The organism is Thiomonas delicata (assembly GCF_900088825.1).
Classification (GTDB): Bacteria; Pseudomonadota; Gammaproteobacteria; order Burkholderiales; family Burkholderiaceae_C; genus Thiomonas_A; species Thiomonas_A delicata.
The window spans coordinates 1370653-1388862 of the sequence record NZ_LT592171.1; the positions used below are offsets into that span (position 1 = coordinate 1370653).

General features: G+C 59.9%; 21 protein-coding genes. All 21 read right to left on the minus strand.

Annotated elements, in window-relative coordinates; genetic code table 11:
- Positions 1-403: 403 nt before the first annotated feature.
- Positions 404-1051, minus strand: coding sequence for an OmpW/AlkL family protein (locus THIARS_RS15990; protein ID WP_094161761.1), 648 nt, complete (start codon positions 1049-1051; stop codon positions 404-406).
- Between the two features lie 133 nt (positions 1052-1184).
- On the minus strand, positions 1185-2246 hold the full coding sequence (locus THIARS_RS15995; RefSeq protein WP_094161762.1) for an alcohol dehydrogenase catalytic domain-containing protein: 1062 nt from the start codon (positions 2244-2246) through the stop codon (positions 1185-1187).
- Between the two features lie 68 nt (positions 2247-2314).
- Positions 2315-2764: a hypothetical protein gene (locus tag THIARS_RS16000; RefSeq protein ID WP_141202447.1), complete on the minus strand. Its 450-nt coding sequence runs from the start codon at positions 2762-2764 to the stop codon at positions 2315-2317.
- Between the two features lie 161 nt (positions 2765-2925).
- Positions 2926-4275, minus strand: coding sequence for an IS5 family transposase (locus THIARS_RS16005; protein ID WP_094161764.1), 1350 nt, complete (start codon positions 4273-4275; stop codon positions 2926-2928).
- Positions 4276-4606: 331 nt separating this feature from the next.
- The gene (locus tag THIARS_RS16010) at positions 4607-5629 is read right to left on the minus strand and encodes a 2Fe-2S iron-sulfur cluster-binding protein (RefSeq protein WP_094161765.1); all 1023 of its coding nucleotides are present in this window, start codon (positions 5627-5629) and stop codon (positions 4607-4609) included.
- An 83-nt stretch (positions 5630-5712) separates the two neighbouring features.
- The gene (locus tag THIARS_RS16015; RefSeq protein WP_094161766.1) at positions 5713-6699 is read right to left on the minus strand and encodes an aromatic/alkene monooxygenase hydroxylase subunit beta; all 987 of its coding nucleotides are present in this window, start codon (positions 6697-6699) and stop codon (positions 5713-5715) included.
- Between the two features lie 21 nt (positions 6700-6720).
- Complete coding sequence (locus THIARS_RS19300; RefSeq protein ID WP_425444254.1) at positions 6721-6900, minus strand: MmoB/DmpM family protein; 180 nt, start codon at positions 6898-6900, stop codon at positions 6721-6723.
- The gene (locus THIARS_RS19305; protein WP_425444255.1) at positions 6861-7028 is read right to left on the minus strand and encodes a hypothetical protein; all 168 of its coding nucleotides are present in this window, start codon (positions 7026-7028) and stop codon (positions 6861-6863) included. The genes THIARS_RS19300 and THIARS_RS19305 overlap by 40 nt, the downstream gene beginning before the upstream one ends.
- 34 nt (positions 7029-7062) lie before the next feature.
- Positions 7063-7398: a monooxygenase system ferredoxin subunit gene (locus THIARS_RS16025; protein ID WP_094162189.1), complete on the minus strand. Its 336-nt coding sequence runs from the start codon at positions 7396-7398 to the stop codon at positions 7063-7065.
- 17 nt (positions 7399-7415) lie between these two features.
- The gene (locus THIARS_RS16030; RefSeq protein ID WP_094161767.1) at positions 7416-7682 is read right to left on the minus strand and encodes a toluene-4-monooxygenase system B family protein; all 267 of its coding nucleotides are present in this window, start codon (positions 7680-7682) and stop codon (positions 7416-7418) included.
- Between the two features lie 79 nt (positions 7683-7761).
- Positions 7762-9258: a YHS domain-containing protein gene (locus THIARS_RS16035; protein WP_094161768.1), complete on the minus strand. Its 1497-nt coding sequence runs from the start codon at positions 9256-9258 to the stop codon at positions 7762-7764.
- Between the two features lie 69 nt (positions 9259-9327).
- A protein-coding gene (locus THIARS_RS16040; protein ID WP_425444256.1) for an IS3 family transposase occupies positions 9328-10448 on the minus strand; the annotation gives its coding sequence in 2 pieces (ribosomal slippage) (positions 9328-10187 and positions 10187-10448; 1122 coding nt in all).
- A 163-nt stretch (positions 10449-10611) separates the two neighbouring features.
- Positions 10612-10803, minus strand: a complete 192-nt coding sequence (locus THIARS_RS16045; RefSeq protein ID WP_094161769.1) for a 2-hydroxymuconate tautomerase — start codon at positions 10801-10803, stop codon at positions 10612-10614.
- A gap of 11 nt (positions 10804-10814) precedes the next feature.
- Complete coding sequence (gene dmpH / locus THIARS_RS16050; protein ID WP_094161770.1) at positions 10815-11603, minus strand: 2-oxo-3-hexenedioate decarboxylase; 789 nt, start codon at positions 11601-11603, stop codon at positions 10815-10817.
- Entirely contained in the window at positions 11600-12658 is a 1059-nt protein-coding gene (gene dmpG / locus THIARS_RS16055) for a 4-hydroxy-2-oxovalerate aldolase (protein ID WP_094161771.1), read from the minus strand. The genes dmpH and dmpG overlap by 4 nt, the downstream gene beginning before the upstream one ends.
- Before the next feature lie 37 nt (positions 12659-12695).
- Complete coding sequence (locus THIARS_RS16060) at positions 12696-13619, minus strand: acetaldehyde dehydrogenase (acetylating) (protein ID WP_094161772.1); 924 nt, start codon at positions 13617-13619, stop codon at positions 12696-12698.
- A gap of 48 nt (positions 13620-13667) precedes the next feature.
- Complete coding sequence (locus THIARS_RS16065; RefSeq protein WP_094161773.1) at positions 13668-14465, minus strand: SDR family NAD(P)-dependent oxidoreductase; 798 nt, start codon at positions 14463-14465, stop codon at positions 13668-13670.
- A gap of 15 nt (positions 14466-14480) precedes the next feature.
- Positions 14481-15263, minus strand: a complete 783-nt coding sequence (gene dmpE / locus THIARS_RS16070; protein ID WP_094161774.1) for a 2-oxopent-4-enoate hydratase — start codon at positions 15261-15263, stop codon at positions 14481-14483.
- 19 nt (positions 15264-15282) lie between these two features.
- Positions 15283-16152, minus strand: coding sequence for an alpha/beta fold hydrolase (locus tag THIARS_RS16075; protein ID WP_094161775.1), 870 nt, complete (start codon positions 16150-16152; stop codon positions 15283-15285).
- A gap of 18 nt (positions 16153-16170) precedes the next feature.
- Entirely contained in the window at positions 16171-17682 is a 1512-nt protein-coding gene (locus THIARS_RS16080; RefSeq protein ID WP_094161776.1) for a 2-hydroxymuconic semialdehyde dehydrogenase, read from the minus strand.
- 74 nt (positions 17683-17756) lie between these two features.
- Positions 17757-18206, minus strand: coding sequence for a GlcG/HbpS family heme-binding protein (locus THIARS_RS16085; protein ID WP_094161777.1), 450 nt, complete (start codon positions 18204-18206; stop codon positions 17757-17759).
- Positions 18207-18210: the final 4 nt, after the last annotated feature.

The window sequence follows — 18210 nt, forward strand, 5'->3', positions numbered from 1 at the left end:
AGCAGATCTTGATTCATTTACCCCCCCAATTATTTCGACAGAAAAACGACGTGCCGCAATAATTTCGCCCCCCCAAGATGTTATTTCTTCAGCGTTTCCGAAGCGCCGATAAATATTTAAACAAAGAAATGGAGAGCGCCAACCCGATGTTGCGCCGTAGGTCGCGTTCGGAATTTAAGTGATCTCAGAAACGCCGGCTTGATTCCAACGAAAAACCCAAGGGAAACACTGATTTAATCGGAATGACGTCTACGCCAGAACAGTCATGCCCTGCCGAATCAACGGGTTAACGTTGTCCGAAAGCTGGCCTATCGATTAAATCAGCGTTTCTCTAGTTCGTTGATCTCCTCGTTGCTGCGCTGAGTCTCAAACCGACGGCCTTGGCTGAGCGGCCTACAAAAACTTAAAATCGCCAACCTAGTCCGATAGTCGTGATGAGCGGATTCAGTGTCACACGAGCTTGAGTTGGCGCTCCTCCGAGCGTGCCCGTGGCATTCGTTTTAAGGAATATTTTCTTCAGATCAACGAAAGCGAACATTTTTTTAGAAAAATTGTATTCAGTTCCTGCTTGAATCACTGAGCCCCAAGCACTTTCCACATTCAATGACTTCAATGTTCCATCAGGGGCATCAAGTATGATGGTTCGGTTGATACCCAAGCCCAAATAAGGCTGCCAAGCACCAAGACCATCAAATTGATATTGAAGTGAGAGAACGGCAGGGCCATACTGAACACGGCCGAGTTCTCCGAGAGGAGCCGCAGTCCCGGTTCCGTATAGCTTTGCTGTTGGTGGTAGCCCGAGCGTAAGCCCAAGAGCCCAGTTGGGTGTCAGATTTCGCCCGATCTCAACTGCAAGTGTGTAATTGGTGTCAGCATTCGCACTTGCGCCGGGAACAACATTGCCTCCAGCCTTAACAACTGCACTGGCGCTAAAATTAACTGCCGCCGGACCTACGCGGACCCACCAAGGATTGTTCTGTGCATGGGCAGCGCTGCCCATGCTGGCCGAAATAGCGACAGCCAATATTGAAAATTTAACCGCCTGAATCATGATTCGTCTCCTATATTATAATCTATAAATGGTAAATACATTAAAGATGGCTCAATGGTTTTAGCCAATAGAGCCGTTGTCGAGTGTTTCACTTTTGGCTAGACATCCACACAAGTCGCAAATCGTGTGCTAATCAAGAACGAATCAGCACTTTGTTTACACCTCCTGATTTCTCGAAAAAGGTTTTAAATGCATCGTCGAGTTGATCGAGCTTGAATTCGTGGGAAAAGAGTTTGCTTGGATCGATGATGCCGCTTTCCAGCAAACGTAGAGCTTCCCACATGAACGGTTGCACATTAGCGAACCCATTCATGTGCAAAGTGATGTCCCGCAAGAACACGTCTGCGAGGTTCAAGTTGAATTTGTCGTCGGTAAAGACGCCCAGTGCTGCGATGGTTCCACCGGGGCGAACGATGTCCAAGCACATCTGAAGACTTTCTGGAAGACCGACCATTTCGATGACCTTGTCGAAACCCCGCCCACCCGTTTCTGCCATGGCCCTTTCCTTCCAATCGGCTTGATTCACGTCCACGGCAAGTGCCCCACGTACGCGCGCCCATGCGAGTCTGTGCGCGACCTTGTCTAGAGCCACGACACGCCCAGGGGCACGCTGCAAGGCAACGTCCAACGCCATGAGACCGCTGGGCCCGCAACCGACCAATGCCACGGTTTCTCCTGGCTGAATATCGGCGAGGTGGTTGGCAATCACTGCGGTGGGTAGATTGCAAGAAAGGGTCAGTGCGGCAGCATCTGAAATTGCACTGGGTACCTTGATGGCGTGTGCGTCAGCATGGGGCAACACGAGTGCCTCGGCATGTGTGCCGTTCAGATTCCCGAACGCACGGCCGAAACCATAAACCGCCTTTTGGGTTGTTTCGCAATGCGCCGTTTGCCCGACATGACACATATAGCATTCGCCACAAGAGCAGGAATACGCCATGCTGATGCGATCACCAGCCTTGAAGCGGCCCACACACTTTCCTGCCTGGACAACCTCGCCGATCAATTCATGCCCGGTTTGTGACTTGCCCTTGTCCATGATGGGATCCAGAACTCCCCGGTAAATGTGGAGATCCGAGCCACAGATGGACGTCGCCACCATGCGAACGAGAACCGCATGATCCTCACGTAATACCGCATCAGGCACATGGGTGCAACGGATGTCCTTCGGGCCGAAATAAACGCCTGCTTTCATTGCTGTGCTCCTGTGCGCCGATCAAAACCGGCGAGTTGTTGTGAATGGAAGTTTCATCCGTTGAAGGTTTAGCCATCGAACACGACCTGCTGGTGAGATTCATCGAGCAGTGGCGGTGGCACCAAACCGGGGGTGACGTGATCGTCGTGCGCGACGCCGACGATTGGGTTGCCGGGTTCCAGTTCCGCGACAACGCCGTGCGCTTCTAGCGCGCCGTAGCACAACGGCTGGGCCAGTTCGGGTTGAGGTTGCACCCGGACAAGACGCGGCTGATCGAGTTCGGGCGCTACGCCTGGAACCGACACCGCGAGGAAAAGGGCAAACCGCAGACCTTCGACTTCCTGGGCTTCACGCATTGCTGCCGCAACACCAGGAAGGGCAAGCTCATCGTGCTGCGGCTCACCAGTGCCAAACGCCTGCGAGCCAAACTGCAGGCGGTCAAGATCGAGCTCAAACGACGCATGCACCATCCCATCCCACAGCAGGGCCAGTACCTGCGTGCGGTGGTGACTGGGCATGGCCGGTACCTCGGTGTGCCCAACAGCGGGCTCCGGCTGAGGGCATTCCGCTACCAGGTGGGTCGACTGTGGCACCGCATGTTGTGCCGCCGCAGCCAGACCCAACGCCTGCGCGTGTCTCGAATGCGTCGCTTGATAGTCCGTCCTGAACAATGGTCTCGTCAGGCAGCCAGGGGCCTTTTGCTGATTGCGTGGTCGGCGGTTGCCGCCAGCCAGGCTTCGAGCTCGGCAAGGATTTGGGCACAAAGAAGCCGCAGCTTCTTCAGCAGCAGGCGGATGTTGTGGCCGGCGCCGCACATCACGGCGTGCAGGGCGTCGCCCAGGGCGCCCTTGAGCGGATTGCGGCCCAGGCGGCCATCGGTCTTCATGTGGCCGATGCTCGGCTCGATCGCGCTGCGCCGCTTGATCATCGCGTGCAGTGTCCGCGTCAGTCCGCGTTTTTGCCCGGAGCGCAGGATGCGCACGCCGTCGATGTCGACGCCGCGGTAACCCTTGTCGACGATGGCGATCTTCGGCCTGGCGTCGGCGAGGATTCCGACCTGCTCCAGGGTCTCGGCCAGGGTGTGACCGTCGTAGGGGTTGCCCGGCATCGAGCGCATGCCCACGACCAGCCCTTCCTTCAGCGTGGTCGCCACCGTGACCTTGACCCCGAACTCGTAGGGGGTGCGCGCCTTGCCCTTGGAGATGCACTCGACCTCGGGCGCGTGCAAGGCGTACAGCTTGTTCTTGTCTTTGGTCTTCTGCGTCAGGATGCGACCGGCGCGCTGCAACAGGTCCTGCGCCTTGTCCTGCATCGCCTCAGGGAACTCATGCACCTTGCGCCCGATCTCGCGGTGCACGCGACCGACCCGGCCGCGCAGAGTACGCAGCGTCTTCCGCATGCGCTTGTACTGCTTGGCATGGGCGTAGCGGCCGACCTGGGTGGCCAGCCTCGGCGCCTGCCGGTTGTAGTTCTGCCGCAGGTTGAGGCCGCCCTCGTCGGCGAGCTTGACCATGTGCTCGCGGGCGCGCTCGAGCAGGCGGCTGTCGGTCGGGTGCGCGATGGCCTTGGGCATCACGGTCGTGTCGACGATGACACGGTCCACACTGGTCTTGCCGATCATCCCGGCCTTGCGCGCCGCCTCAATGGTCAGTGCCAGCAGCGTCTCGACGCCTTCCTCGCCGATGCGCTTGCGCCAGCGCGTCAGGCTCGACGGATCGATCGGCAACTCGGTCTGCAGGTAGACCTCGCCCGTGAAGAACTGCCAGTACGGGTTCTCCACCCAGGTGTTGACCACGGCCTCGTCCGAGGCGTCGAAGGCGTGCTGCAAGTACAGCAGCCCGGCGACCAGGCGCGGCGACAAGGCCGGTCGGCCTCGGCCCGAACGGAAGTGCCCGGCGAAGCTGCGGTGGATCTCCTCCCAGTCGATCAACCCGGCCAGGCGCACCAGTGGGTGCTTCAGGTTGATCTGCTCATCGAGCCGGGGCCGGAACATGTCCGGCGCCGGCGCCTGCGGGGAATGTGGAGCCATCGAACCCTCGGCGAAATCTGCAAGAAACCGCGGCCTCCGACAAATAGAGCTGCAAATCCAGGCCCGGAAATTCGCTCATTTTATTCAACAAATCAACATCTTGCGAGTTTTTCAGGGCGGACTTGATAGCGGACTGGCTGCCGATCTCGCACATCTGCCACCCGTACCCGAACCAGCGTCTGATCGCCACGACCCAAGCCAGGAGCCGTATGCGGTAGCGCCGCACGTACAGATCTGTCGAGGGGGTGATGGGTGACTGTCATTCCTACTCCGATCACTGCCTTGTTGGATGAATCAAGAATTTCCCAGCGCCGATACGACGCTATTGCAATTAAAAGAATCGATCGAAGTGCACCTGCTCAAAGGGTACGCGATAACCAACCATCAACATTTCCTGAAGGGTTCGTGTCATAGGTGGAGGCCCGGCAAAATAAAACTCGAAATCCGGCATACTCCCCCCCAAAACCTTGCGCACGACGTCGTGAACAAAGCCTGTTTCCCCCTTCCAATCAATGCCCAAATCTTGCTCGGGTAGTGAAACAACTGGGTAATAATGGATTTTTATCCCGTATTCGGGGAGTACTTTCAGAAAAGTTTCACCGCAGATGTCACGAGGGGTGCGGCCTCCGTAAAAAAAATGCAGATGACGCTTCGTCAAAAGTCCTTTTGTTGACGCTCCGCGCGCTATTGAGACCATGGGTGCCAGCCCAGATCCCCCCGCAACGCAAACAATGTCCCGGCCGTTGTCCTCACGTAAAGCCGCGAGCCCGTAAGGACCGTCGATTTCGATTTCATCCCCTTCCCGGAGGTGATGAAAAAGACGACTCGTAGCCTGCCCTTCCGGCACCCTGCGCACTTGAAAATGCCACTCACCTTCTTCGTTGGGAAGGTTAGACATCGAGTAAGCGCGTGGACTTGACACGCCTGGAATATCCAGAATCGCGTATTGCCCGGCCTGAAACCGGGCAGGCCGATCCGCTGCGAAGCGAAACTCGCGGATGTCATGCGTGATGGCTTCTTGCCCAATGAAACACGCCGGTTGTCGTTGTGGTTGAATTTTGGATTGGTATTCAGAACCTGGGCGGATCTTGATACGAAGGTCCGTCCGGGCGCGGCATTGGCATGCAAGCAGACGCCCTTTGCGACGATCCCGCTCGGTCAAGCCTGGAGCTTCAGGCCAGATCTGCTCGACATCGCCTTCGAGCAGATCAAACTTGCAGCTTCCACACCCGCCTGAGTTGCACTCATAGGGAAACCCAATCCCCGCCCGTAGTGCAGCCCTGAGAACGGTGTCTTTTCCGTTCTGCTGAAAGGACACGCCCAATTCATCAGCGACGATCTCAATTGCTGGCATGACTCATCTCATGTGATACGGCAGAGTCGATACGCTGTCCGACCCTGCTCGGCAGATCGATCTGGATGAAGGTGTCGCGACGCCTAGATATTGAGAGACCGCCGATACGCACGGGTCGCCTCGATCGAGCTGGCGGTGGCATCGGCCACGTCCGGCAGGGCGGCACAATAGGCCTCAATGGCTTTATTCGCCAGGGGTTCCCACTTGGCGATCCAACCCCTGATCACGGCATCATTCCCCGGCACGTCCAGCGCCATCTTCACCAACGCGCCGGCCCAGCGGCGGTGACGCGTAGCATCCACCAATTGGGCATCGGTAAGCATGCCCAACAAGGTATCGCCGTTGTGGCGTGCTGATTCGCCCAGCTTGCGTATCACGGCCTCTTCGACCGCCGGTTTGACCACGAGGTTCAATGCCACGAAGGCTTCACCCCAATCCCAGGCGATGAGGGTTTTTTCGATGAGTTCACGGAATCCTTGCCAAGCGAGGTCAGCTTCCCAGTAATGGCGCTCATCACGACCAAACCCCTTATCCTTGAAAGTCAAGGATAATTCTTGGGTTCGGTAAGCCACGTGGCTAAGCCAGCGCATCGAGTCGGCCGCCTGAAATGCGGCACAGTTGGTGATCGTGCTGGCGGGCGCCATCTGCATCAGATAAGCCGACGCCATTTGCAAGGCATGGAATAGATATCTCCCGGGCGTGTACAGGCGTGCCAATGTCCCAGCCCAGGTCAGGTCGAGGGCTTTGTCGTGCTCCCTTTCGTTGAACTGATCCAGGAGGCCGAAAACATAGGTTTCCTGTCCATCCTGCAACATGTTGTACGTCCGATAGACCAACTCGTCGGGATCTCGGAAGGCATTCCAGTCGTGGTGCTTTAATGGGCTCGCATTACGGTACTGTTTATACCAGCGCGCCATGAACAGATTCGGGTCCAACTCGAATGGTGCGTTCTCATCGCGGTCGTTGTAATGCAGTCCAACGGAGACGATTTCATATTCGCTGGGTTTGCGCCGCCGCCCGGCTAGGTGGCTCCAGGTCTTCAACGGCTTGAGTACTTCGACTTCACTCATGTTTGTCTCCTGATATAGATGTCAAAGATGCTTCACAAAATAAAAGCGCACATATTCTGGATCGGTCTCTATGCGTCCCGCGAACGATGCGAGATTAATCTCCAAGTCGTTCATCTTGAAAGGACGTCCGAGCATTTCCTCGATCGTTGATCTGCGGATGGTCATTTCGCCATCGGTTTGAACGCGGATGTAGGCCACCATATCGGAGATGTTGATTTTTTTCCGGGATTATCAGTTTCAGCCGCATCAGCGACGGCCTTGGCCACATCCCCCTGGCGTAAAACGGGGCCGACCACGTTGTTATCATAATTTGTTGCTGCGTTGCTCATGATGTCTCCTGTTGAGATTCCGGGGCGAAACGATTCAGCTATGGGCAAATAAGGGTTTGATATCGGCCGTGTCGATATACACGTCTTCGCCTTCAATCTTGATCGGGTAACTTGCCAGTTTGCAGTCGCCGGGGTTGATACCTTGGCCCGAGCAGGCGTCGAATACCCACTGGTGAGCACGACAAATCAGTGTTTTGCCGTCGAATTTTCCTTCAATCAATGGAATATCCTGGTGGGGGCAAATGCCCTGATAGACTTTGATGTCCCCGCCCTCGATACGAACAACCACCACCTCTTGTCCATCGATTTCGAAAGACTCCATCTCGCCTTCCCAAAGGTCGTCGAGGGTGCAGATCTTTTTGAATGCCATCTCGGTTTGCTCCGGATTCAATGGCCTGACGCTTCCCAAACCACTTCGATGCATTCCATCGGCAGCAGCCCGGATTGCGCCACAGTCATGGTGCGTGGAAGAAGCGCAGCCGAGCCTTGACGACGCACACGCATCAAGTTGCCGGGTCGAGGGGCCACACGCCTGCCCACGGAATGATGGGCGGCGGCCGCCGCCACTTCATCCATCGTGTTTTCGGTGTCTACTGGCAAGAGTTGAAGGACGAAATCGCCCTGGAAATTTGAATTCAGCGGGAAAAGCGCCATCACATGTCTCCTTGAGGGTGTTTCAGGCCCAGCCACCGCGACGGATAGCTGGGCAGTAGTTGGTTTCCATCTGGACTGGCTAAGCGACTTTGGCTTTGTCGCGGTAGGCCTCGACCCATGCATAGCCGTGGGCGTCGTCACCAATTTCGCCCGGGGCCAGGCCCATGTACTGCAGACCGCCGGCTAGGTTCATCGGTTGGACCATGCCAGCAAGGAACCGATCGGTCAGAGTCATGTGGCCTTCATAGCGCTCGGGCTCTTGCTCGAAGCACCACTTGCATCCTTCGGAACAGAAGTGATACCAGCGGCCCTTGTGCTCCAGCGGGAAATCACGTACCTTCCAGGCCTCACCAGGGGTCCCATTGATCGGCAGATTGCACATATTGCAGACCACCGGCAGCGTCTCGGGATAAGTCAGTTCGCGCTTTCCGGCCACCAGATTGCCGATGATGACATCCCAGTTACTGCCCCAGGTGGCGTTCCAGCCTGGATATTTTTCTTCCAGCCATGCGCGCTCATCCGGGGTCACACCCGCAGCGGGGTTCCACCAGACTGTCGGTCGCCAGAACCACACCCCCAGATGCTGGCCGTGGTGCAGGGAGTCGAGTTCTTCCAGAAACTTCTCCCAGTACCAAGGCCGATCAAGGCCAAGGTCAAGGATGGAGCGCTCGAATTGTCCAACGATCCACTCCTGCATGAACTCCTTGAACGACTGCTTGCGATGTGCAAGCGGCGTGTAGTAGTCCATGATCGGGCCAGTCAGCACCGAGAACAGCTTCCAGGAACGCCAGAAAGCGATATCAACCATGCGCTGAGCGTCCGCTTTTTTGCCGTTCTTGATCAAAATTGGAATCAATGGGCCGCCGATCTGGGCATGTCGGGATTCATCGGTCTGGACGCTGGAGATGAGGTTCGAGAACGTCCAATCCCCCGCTTCGGCAGCGTCGCTGGCCAGACCCAGGAACTGCATATTGGTGAAACCGGTCTCGAAAGCGAAAGTCAGCATCAGCCCCACGCCAACAGCACTGCGAGTGCTCATCATGTCGTCGAACATATGGCGGGCAGCGATTGCGGCCCACTCGTTCGTGTCATAGGCTTTGAACGCCCAATCGAACTGCCTATCCTTGGATACGTACTCGTGCGGGAAAAAGAGCTGAATCTGGCCATGGCGAATCTCGTCCATCATGCCCAGCGTGGCCATATTGCGTTGACCGGGTGCTTTGGCGAATCGTGCCATGCGTGACTCAGCCGATGCCGCGGCATATTCAGCGCGCGCAATCGCGCCATAATGGGCCTTGAGGACGCTCAGCCAGCCCGGGTCGGCGTTCTCGAACATCTTGCTGCGCTCAAGAGCGGCCTTGACTGAGTAGGCGCCTGCGTCTTTCTCGCGCTGGACCTTGACGTATTCGGGATAGGACTGTTTGTACGGTTCGTCGTACGTCTCCCAATCCGCCATGGGAATGCCCATGTCACCCGAGAGTTCGGGCGGGAAAAGTTCGGACTCTTTGACGTACTTCGGGGTCCAGTTGGTCGTGCGCGCAATGTCGTACCAATCGAGTCTTCCAAGTTGTGCCATGTCAGTCTCCTTTGTGAGATTTACCGCATCCAACGCAGCGGTGACCTGCCCCCTGTAGGCGTACCAGCGTTACGGCAGGAGTCCGGGGTTCAAGGTTAACTGCTCTCTTCGGTGTTGCTCGGCGAACTGGGCTGGGGGAATCCGCCCGAGACTGCTGTGGGGGCGGACCTCGTTGAAGTCACGCCGCCAATCGGCGATCACGCCTCTGGCCTGATGTAGCGTCTGGAACCACTGCTCGTTCAGGCATTCGTCGCGGAACTTGCCGTTGAAGCTCTCGATATACCCGTTCTGCATGGGCTTGCCTGGCGCGATCAAGATGTGCCGGATGCCGTGGCTGGTGGCCCAGGCCATGAAGGCTCGGCTGGTGAACTCCGGGCCGTTATCGGTCCGCACCGCCGCGGGGTAGCCGCGGAAGATCGCTGCCTGATCGAGCACGCGTGTCACGTAGGCACCCGAGATGCCGAAGTCCACGGCGATGTCGATGCACTCGTGGCTGAAGTCATCGGCCACGGTCAGGCACTTGAGCCTGCGTCCGTTGGCCAGGCTGTCGCTGACGAAATCCATGCTCCACACCTCGTTGACCGTCGTGGCCAGTTGCAGCGGCACGCGCTCGAGCGCCGCGCGCCGGACCTTCTTGCGCTTGCGCACCGCCAGGCGGGCTTCGCTGTAGAGGCGGTACACGCGCTTGTGGTTGACGCCGGGGAACTCCGGGCGCAACAGGTCATGGATGCGCCGATAGCCGAAGCGACGGCGCACCTGCGCGATCTCCACGATCTTGCCCTGCAGCGCAGTGGTCTGCGCATCGGGCTGCGGCGGATGGCGGTAGCTGTCTCGGGAGAGCCCCACGAGGCGGCATGCGCGGCGCTCCGACAAGTGATGTTCCTCAATCATCTTGCCGATGGCCCCGCGCTTGGCCTGTGGGGCTAGCGCTTTACCCCGAAGACGCCCTTGAGCGCGTGAATATCCAGATGCGCCTCGGCCAGCAGCTTCTTGAGCTTGGCGTTCTGCGCCTCCAGCTCGCGCAGCCGTGCTGCCTGCGACGCTTCCATGCCGCCGAACTTGGCACGCCACTTGTAAAACGTGGCATCGCTGAAGCCGCCAGAGCGGCATACCTCCTTGACCGGCATCCCGGCTTCGGCCTGGCGCAGGAACCCGATGATCTGCTCTTCGGTGAATCGGCTCGTCTTCATGTCCATCATTCTCCACGTTGATGGACTCCACTTCGTTCAGCTTGGTACGGCCAGCGGGGGGCAGGTCAGCGGCAGGGCGTTAAAGATTTATCGTCAAACTTCGATCACTTCGGCTCAATCTTTCTGGGTTAACTCTCGTGTCCTGCAGAACAGTTAGAGTCGCTCATCGTCCCCACTTTTTCGCGCTCTGCCCGGCGATACCGAAGTGCTCCTTGGGCATTTCGATAATGAGCACACGGATGGACTCCATCGGTGCGTCGATGGCGCGGTGGATGGCTTCGCTGACTTCGGCAATGAGCCGCTCCTTCTTCTCGGTGTCGCGACCTTCGATGATGTAGATCTGGGCGATGGGCATATTTATCTCCGTCAGACAAAACGCAGTCCAGTCGAGCCCATGCCCTGCACGCGCAGGCTCACGCAATCGCCGGCTTTCACAGCCACGGCTTCGGTGATGCCGCCGGAGAGGATGAGGCTGCCGGCGGGAATGGATGCGCCGCGTGCGGCGAGGTGATTGGCTAGTGCTGCGACAGCCGCCGCAGGGTGACCGAGTACTGCAGCGCCTGCACCGAAGGCCGTAGGTTCTCCGTTTTTCTCCAGCACCACGCCGACGGTGCGCAAGTCCAGGCCCTGCACCGCCATCGGCTGGCCCCCGACGACGAAGCGCGCTGCGGAGGTGTTGTCGGCGATGACGCTCTTGAGGTCGAACTTGAAGTCGCGGTAGCGGCTGTCGATGACCTCGATGCCTGGAATGACAAAGTCGGTGGCGGCAAGCACCGCGCCGATATGGCAGCCCGGACCCTTGAGTTCCGCCTTAGTGACAAAGGCGATTTCGGGCTCGACTTTGGGATGAATCAGCTCAGCCATCTTGCATGTGCCGCCGTCGGGCAGTCCGAAACTGTCGACCAGATAGCCGAACACTGGGGTGTCCACACCCATTTGGCGCATCTTGGCGTGCGAGGTCAACCCAGCCTTGTACCCCACCAACCGCGTACCGCGCTGCTGGTGCAGGCTGCGCAGATGGTCCTGGATGGCATAGGCGTCGTCCCAATCCATCTCAGGATGCGCGTCGGTGACTTTCACCGTGTCGCGCGCCTGCTGCGCGCAGTCATCCAGCAACTGCGCGAGTTGCTGGATGGTGGCTGCAGCCAGCTTCATGCGGCCACCTTCGGCGTGGCGTTTTGTGCCACCTGCTGGCGCTGCTTGGCCAAGGTCAGCGCGGTATCCTCGATCATGTCTTCCTGACCGCCGACCATGCCGCGGCGACCGAGTTCGACGAGGATGTCGCGTGCCGGCACGCCGTATTTCTTCTCCGCACGCTTGGCAAACAGCAGGAAGGAGCCGTACACGCCGGCGTAGCCCAGGGTGAGGGAGTCGCGGTCGATGCGGATCGGGAAGTCCATCATCGGCACGACAAGGTCTTCGGCCACGTCCTGGATCTTCCACACGTCCACTCCCGTTTCGATGCCCATGCGGTCGCACACGGCGATCAACACCTCCATCGGCGTGTTGCCGGCGCCAGCTCCCAGACCGGCTGAGGCAGCGTCGATGCGGTTGGCGCCGCACTCCACGGCGGCCAGAGAATTGGCCACACCCATCGCCAGGTTGTGGTGACCGTGGAATCCAAGCTCGGTCTCGGGCTGGAGCGCCTGACGCACGGCGCTGATGCGGGCTTTGACGTCGTCGGGCAGCATGTAGCCGGCCGAGTCGGTGATGTAGATGCAATTGGCGCCATAGCCCTCCATCAGCTTGGCCTGTTTGACCAGGCCTTCGGGGCTGTTCCTATGGCTCATCATCAGAAAGCCCACGGTGTCCATCTCGAGCTTGCGCGCCAGGGTGATGTGCTGCTCGGACACGTCGGCCTCGGTGCAGTGTGTGGCCACGCGGATGGTGCGGACACCCAAGTCGTGCGCCATCTTGAGATGGTCGACGGTGCCGATGCCGGGCAGCAGCAGCGCGGAGACCTTGGCGTGCTTGAGCAGGGGAATAACGGCGCCCAGGTATTCCTCGTCGCTGTGGGCGGGAAAGCCGTAGTTGACCGAGGAGCCGCCCAAGCCGTCGCCGTGGGTGACTTCGATCAGCGGCACCCCGGCTTCATCCAGTCCCTTGGCGATGGAGCGCATCTGCTTCAGGGTCATCTGGTGGCGCTTGGGGTGCATGCCGTCGCGCAGGGTCATGTCGTGGACGGTGATTTTTTTGCCTTTCAGACTCATGGCGTTTCCTTTGTGCGGTGTCTTGAACGCAAGGCGCTCAAGCGGCTACGGGTTCGATGGGTGTGAGGTTGAGCTTGCCGGCGAGGATTTCCTCGGCGAACATCTCGGCAGTGCGCGCCGCTGCCGCAGTCATGATGTCGAGGTTGCCGGCGTACTTGGGCAGGTAATCGCCCAGGCCTTCGACTTCGAGATAGACCGAGACGCGGTTGCCGTCGAACACCGGGCCGTTGACGATGCGATAGCCCGGGACATACTTTTGCACTTCCTGGACCATGGCGTGGATGGACGCGGTGATCTTGGCCTGGTCGGGTTCGGTCGCGGCGAGGCAATGCACGGTGTCGCGCATGATCAATGGCGGATCGGCCGGGTTGATGATGATGATGGCCTTGCCCTGCTTGGCGCCACCGACCTTGGCCACGGCGGCTGATGTGGTGCGGGTGAACTCGTCGATGTTCTTGCGCGTGCCGGGGCCGGCCGACTTGCTGGAGACGGTGGCGACGATTTCGGCGTAGTCCACAGGCTGCACCCGGCTGACGGCGTAGACCATGGGGATGGTGGCTTGCCCGCCGCAGGTGACCATATTGACGTTCATCTCGCGCTTGCCGATGTGCTCTTTCAAGTTCACTGGGGGCACACAATATGGGCCGATGGCCGCGGGCGTGAGGTCGATCATCATCACACCCAAAGCTGTGAGCTTGTCGGAGTTGGCCTTGTGCACATAGGCGCTGGTGGCGTCGAAGGCGATCTGAATGTTGTCGGCCTTGACGTGGGACAGCAGCCCGTCAACGCCCTCTGCAGTGGTCTTGATTCCGAGCTCGCGAGCTTTTTTGAGTCCGTCCGAGGCGGGATCAATGCCCACCATCCACACGGGCTCGAGCACGGGGCTGCGCATGAGCTTGGCCAGCAGGTCGGTGCCGATGTTGCCGGGGCCGATGAGAGCACAACGGATTTTCTTGGTCATGGAAGTTTCCTTGGTTTCAATAAATCGGTAGATGGTGGATCGTCGTACTCAACCCATGCAGCGCACGACGCCGCCTTCGGCGCGAACGGCGGCGCCATTGATCGCAGCAGCCTGCGGGCTGCAAACGAAGGCCACCACGGCGGCCACTTCAGCCGGGTCGATCAGACGTTTGAGAATGGAAGTGGGACGCGCCGATTCGAAAAAATGCTGCACGAACTGCTCGGGGCTTTGCCCCTGCTCCGCAGCGAGCTTGGCAAAAAACGCTTGCACACCCTCGGTCCGGGTCGGGCCGGGCAGCACGCTGTTGACCGTAACGCTGGTGCCGGTAGTGGTTTCGGCCATGCCACGCGCGATGGAAAGTTGCGCGGTCTTGCTCATGCCGTAGTGCACCATCTCGGCGGGTGGGCACAGGCCCGATTCGCTGGAGATGAACACGATGCGCCCCCAGTCCGCCGCCTTCATGCGGGGCAGGTAATGGCGCGACAGCCGCACACCGCTCATGACGTTGACTTCGAAAAAACGCAGCCAGTCTTCGTCCGGGATGACCTCGAAAGGCTTGGGCTCGAAGATGCCGAGGTTGTTGACCAGGATGTCCACGTCCGGGTGCGCGGTCAGCAGGGCGGCACATCCTTGCGCATCGCCGAGATCGACTGCGAAGGGAAGCAATGGCGCATCCGCGCCGAGCTCGGCGCGCAAACTTGCGACTGCTGCCTGGGTGGTGTCGGTGCTGCGGCCATTGACCACGACCCGCGCGCCCTCCGCCGCAAGCGTGCGGGCGATGGCGTAGCCGATGCCGGCGCTGGATCCGGTCACCAGGGCTTTTTTGCCGGAGAGCTGCAAGTCCATGGCCGTTCCAGATCATCAGGCAAAGCGCACGGAACAACTGCCGATGCCGCCAATGGACACGCGGAAGTTGTCGCCAGGCTTGACCACGGCCATGGCGGCCAAAGCCCCGGAGAGAATCACCTCGCCAGCCTTCAGTGGAATGCCCAGGCGCCCGAGGGTGTTGGCCAGCCAGGCGACGGCGTTGACCGGGGAACCCAAGGCCGCTGCTCCCGCGCCGGTGCCGATGATTTCACCGTTTTTCTCCAGCACCATGCCACAGGTGGACAGATCGACCGCGCGCGCGCTCACGGCTCGGTCGCCGAGTACGAACACCCCGCAGGAGGCGTTGTCGGCCACGGTGTCCTGGATCTTGATTTTCCAGTCGCGGATGCGCGAATCGACGATCTCGAAACACGGCATCACGCATTCGGTGGCAGCCAGCACTTCGGCGTTGGTGATGCCAGGGCCGATCAGATCTTTCTTGAGGATGAAGGCAATCTCGCCTTCGGCCTTGGGTTGAATCAAGGTGTCTAGGGCAATCGTCTGGCCTTCGCCGTAGACCATGCCGGAGAGCAGGTAGCCGAAGTCGGGCTGGTAAACGCCCAGCATGTCCATCACAGCTTTGGAGGTCACGCCAATTTTTTTGCCGACGACAGTTTCTCCGGCATCCAGGCGACGACCGACCACACGTTGCTGCACACGATAGGCATCCTCGATGGTCATGTCGGGGCAGCGGTCGGTCAGGGGCTCGAGCGTGTTGCGTGCGTTGAGCGCGCTGTACAACTCGTCGCCGAGAGTGATCATCAGTTCGGGGGTCATGGACAGATTGGCTGTGTTGTCAAGCGAGCGGCTGGGGTTCGTCCTGGCCGGCCTCGGAGAGGAAGTTGCGAACGCACTGGGCAAACCGGCCTGCATGCTCGATCTGCGTCCAGTGCCCGCATTGGCCGAACACGTGCAGTTGCGCACGAGTAATCCAGTTCGCCAGCACGAGCGAGTTGGACAGCGGGATGACCTGGTCCTCACGGCCGTGGATCACCAGGGTCTGGTGCGGCACAAGGCGGATGTCTTCCTCCTTGCTCGCCATGGCGTCCACCCAGCGCTGACGCGGGGCGGGGAACATGGCGGCGAACGACTCCTGAAAGCCGGGTCGGATGCTGGCCTCATAGCGCAGCTTGGCCAGTTCGTCGGTGACCAGCTTGCGGTCGTAGGCGAAGATGTCCAGCAGCTTGCGCATGTTCTCCAGCGACGGGGAGTAACCCCATACGGCATCCAGCCCTGGCGTGATGGGGAACTCCACGCCCACACTGCCCATGAGCACCAGCCGGCGTACGCGTTGCGGATGGCGGATGGCCAGTGCCAGCGCCAGCGCGCCACCGAAGGAGTTGCCGATAAGATCGGCTTGCTCGATGTGCAAGGCATCGAGCAGCCCGATGGCCTGGGCTACCCAGGTGTCCATGTCATAGCGCTGGCCGGCAGGGCGGTCGGTGTAGCCAAAGCCCACCATGTCGGGGGCGACGATCCGCGCCTGTTTGGCTAGCTCAGGCATGATCAGGCGCCAGTTCGCCCATGCCGAAACACCGGGGCCTGAGCCGTGGATCAACAGCACCGGAAAGCCCTGCCCCAAGTCGTGGTAATTGGTACGGATGCCTCCCGCAATGATTGTGTGGGCAATCTCGGGGTTGCCGGTAGGATTTTGTGGAGCATTCATGGCAGGCTTTCGGGTCAATCACAGCTTGACGCAGACGTTCTTGAGTTCGGTGTAGAAATCCAGCGAATGCACCCCGCCCTCGCGGCCGATGCCCGACTGCTTGGCCCCGCCGAACGAGGTGCGCAAATCGCGCAGGAACCAGGAATTCACCCAGGCGATGCCCACGTCGATGGCGGCTGCCACGCGATGGGCGCGGGAGAGGTTGGTGGTCCAGATCGCGGTGGCCAGGCCGTAGTCGTTGTCATTGGCACGGCGGATGACTTCCTCTTCGGTGTCGAAAGGCATGACCAGGGCGCAAGGGCCGAAGATTTCTTCGCGGGCGATGACCGAGTCGTCACCCAGACCCGTCCAGATCGTCGGCTGGACCCAGGCTCCATTCTTGAGGTCGCCAGGCATGTCGGGAATGCCGCCGCCGGTCACAATTGTTGCCCCCAGTTCTTTTGCTTTCTTGTAGTAAGAAAGAACCTTGTCACGGTGCTCCTGGCTGATGAGCGGACCCATGCTGGTGGCTGGGTCTTCCGGTCGTCCGAGCTGCATGGTCTCGGCGCCTTTTTTGAGCGCGGCGACGAAGCGGTCGAAAAGGGGACGCTCGACATACACCCGCTCGGTGCCCAGGCAGACCTGCCCGCAATTGGCGAAGCACGAGCGCAAGGTGCCTTCGATCGCGGCGTTGAAATCGCAATCGGCGAACACGATGGCGGCGTTCTTGCCGCCCATCTCCAAGCTGACCGGGCGGGCACCGTCGGCGGCGGCCTTCATGATGGCGGCACCCGTTCGGGTTTCCCCGGTGAAGGTGATGGCGTTGACGCCGCGGTGGGTGGTGAGGAACTCGCCGGTGGAATTGGGCCCGAAGCCATGCACCACGTTGTACACACCGGGTGGCACGCCTGCGGCGTTCACCACCTCGCCGAGGAGTGCCGCGGTTTGCGGCGTTTCTTCCGAGGGCTTGACCACCACGGTATTGCCGCAGGCCAGTGCCGGGCCGACCTTCCAGGTCATGAGCAGCAGGGGCAGATTCCACGGACAGATCACGCCGACCACGCCGACCGGGCGGCGCATGGCGTAGTTGATGGCACCCGTCCCATCCGGGGTGGGCATCTCGAAGAACTCGGTGGGCACGTTCTTCACCACATCGGCGAAGATCTTGAAATTGGCCGCACCGCGGGGAATGTCCACATGCCGCGCCAGGCTCATGGGCTTGCCGGTGTCTTCGACCTCGGCTGCGAGAAAGTCGTCGAAGCGGCGGGTGATGCCGTCAGCGACGGCGTACAGCAGGTCAACCCGCTGTGCAATGGTCATGCGGCCCCAAGGGCCATGGAGCGCGGCGTGCGCAGCGACGACGGCGGCGTCGACTTCAGCCCGACTGGCCTCAGCCACGCGGGCGATGACGGCGTTGTTCTGCGGGGACCGCTTGTCGAACCATTGCTGGCCAGCGACATACTGCCCGTTGATGAAATTCTTGATCTGTTTGACGGCAGTTGCAGAACTGCTCGCTGCTTGCGCAGACGCCTGGGGTTCCGTGATCAGCATGATGGAGTCGTGACCGTTGTTGCGTGCGTTGTGTGCGGCGTGTGGGATTCAAGGGCAATGGTGTTTCCGGCGGTTCAGGTCCGTTTCAGGCGGAGCGCCTGCAACCCGGCCTGGGCACATTGCTCGTCCTGTTCTTCACTGCCGCCGGAAACACCGATGCCGCCGATGCGGTGGCCAGCTTCGACGATGGGCAGGCCACCACCGAAGGCGATGAAGCGGGGCCGTAGCACCATGCCTTGGCGCACCGCTTCGGAATGACTCAGCAAGGCTTCGCTCCAGCGGCTCGTGGGCAGACCGAAGCTCGCTGCCGTGTAGGCTTTGTCGATCGCGATGTCGATGGAATGCAGCGGGGCTCCCGGCATGCGCAAAAACGCCGCCAGATTCCCTGCTGCATCGACCACCGCGATGTTTACGCGCACACCGAGGCCCTGCGCGTTCTTCGCGGCGGCCTCGACAGCTTGACTGGCCGCCGGCCAGTCAATAAGACGGGCTTCGACGCTGTGCGGTGAACGAGTCTGATCCATATCG